General features: G+C 60.8%; 1 protein-coding gene. It reads right to left on the reverse strand.

Going from position 1 to position 1,917, the window contains the following annotated elements; genetic code table 11:
- Positions 1-64: 64 nt before the first annotated feature.
- The gene (locus tag ABDB87_RS20500; protein ID WP_345930570.1) at positions 65-1,756 is read right to left on the reverse strand and encodes an IS1634 family transposase; all 1,692 of its coding nucleotides are present in this window, start codon (positions 1,754-1,756) and stop codon (positions 65-67) included.
- Positions 1,757-1,917 lie beyond the last annotated feature (161 nt).

The following is a 1,917-nucleotide window of genomic DNA, read 5'->3' on the forward strand; positions in this document are numbered from 1 at the left end:
CCCGAGTTCGACAGTTCGTCGCGTAAGTTGTTGATTCGTATATGAGCGAATCTCAAACGTGCCCCTACAAGAAAGTGAGCTGGCGGTTTTTGTCTGGTTTGGAGGCTCCGATTGCCGACAGGATGTCGACCTGCTCAGCCGTCATGGATGAGACGCCCTCAATGGTTTTGTCATCGGGCAGCTTTGCGCGGTGATGCTGGATTCTGCGCAGCAAGGCCAGCGCCCGTTCGGGCGACAGGCCGGTCTGGCTGGCGGCAAGGCGGCTGCGCATGACCCGGTACAGAATCAGCGCCATGAAGCAGATCATGGCGTGCGCCCGGATTCGGTCGGGCAATCGGTGATAGACCGGGCCGATTTCGATCTCGGACTTGAGCACCCGGAATCCACGCTCGATATCCGCCAGTGACTTGTAGCGTTCAATGACCTGCGCGGGCGCGAGATCTGCGGCATTGGTCACCAGCAACAGCTTGCCATCCATCAACTGCGCATGCGTCAGCGCTTGCTCGTCGATGCTGTAGCTGAACAGCTCACTCTTGAGATCGACACGTACGATTCGTGCCAGGTGCGCTTCACAGACCTCGTGATAGAAACGCGCCCGCGCACCGCCGTCCGAGAGCTTGCGGCCCCGGCTACGCGTCCCGGCGTCCTGCGCATCAAGCTTGCCGGTCCATTCGGCCGCTTTGCGCTCCAGCTCAGCCAGCGTGCGCTGGCGTTGAGCGCTTTGCTCCACCGCCGCATCCGGCTTGTGCGCCACGATCAGGCGCAAGCCTTCCCAGCTCAGCTCGCCGCAGACTTCGCTGCGGGCGTTCAAGCAATGGGTCTGCTGGAATGGCGCCAGCAGCTGAGCAAACTCGCTGTAGCGTCGCCCCGGCACCGCCAGGATGAATTCCAGTGCCTTGCCGTTGGGCAAGCTCAGGGCTTGCAGCTGCGCCAGATTGTCCGTCGAGAGCAAACCGCGATCCGCAACGGCAATCACGCGCTGAATCGGAAAGCGCGCCAGGATCTTCTCGATCGTGGGCCGGAGCGTGGCGACTTCGGCCGTATTGCCGTCAAACACCTCGTGGTAGAGCGGAATGCCCTCGGCGGTTTGCACCACCCCCAGCATGAACTGACGAGCAATCACGCCTTCCTTGGCCATGCCGAACTGGCGCACATCCCCTTCTTGTTCGGACAAACCTTCGGCCCGGATCGTGGTCATGTCGTAGAACACCACCGCCAGTTCCTGATCCAGCAGCGGGAGCAGCAGCGCAGAAACCGCCGCCTCAACGGCTTCCTTGTGCTCCACGAGAGCATCCATCGCCCGCAGCAGATGGTGATGCTCAATGGATTCAGGCACGATGCCCGGCAGGCTGATCGTCTCCAGCCAGCGCAGTACCCCGAGCTTGGAATCCGGGTCGCACAAGCGATTGATCACCATGATCCGAACCAGCGCTTCCACATCGATGCGCAAGCGTGTTTTACGGAACACCTGACGCAGCCGGTCAAAGCCCAGCGAGTTCCACAAATCGGTCAGCGCCCAAGTGTCGCCCAGCGCGCGGGCCGGCTCAAAGCTCAGTTCCGGCAAGGCCATCGGTTCAGGAAGCATGCGCCCGGTCACACGCATCAGGCCAGAGATGACGGACTCAAGCTCGCCCAATTGCTCCAGGCGCCCAAGTGTTGCCACGGTGCGTTTCTTGACGCGCCCCTGCTCGTCGCGGAAAGACTCGACCAGTTGAACGTAGCGGCGGCCGCCAGATTGGGTGACTTTGACAAACATGCCGCCACTTTACATCGGCTTAGTGCGTTGTCAAATAAAGCACCTATCGTCAAGAACGTGCCACCACAAGCACTTTCGCAAAAACACCCCGCAAACCCGCACGGCTACGTTGCCGAGAGGTCAAGAAAGGCGGTTTTTGGAGGTGAAGTGTCGAACTCGGG

It is taken from the genome of Uliginosibacterium paludis, assembly GCF_039631355.1.
Classification (GTDB): Bacteria; Pseudomonadota; Gammaproteobacteria; order Burkholderiales; family Rhodocyclaceae; genus Uliginosibacterium; species Uliginosibacterium paludis.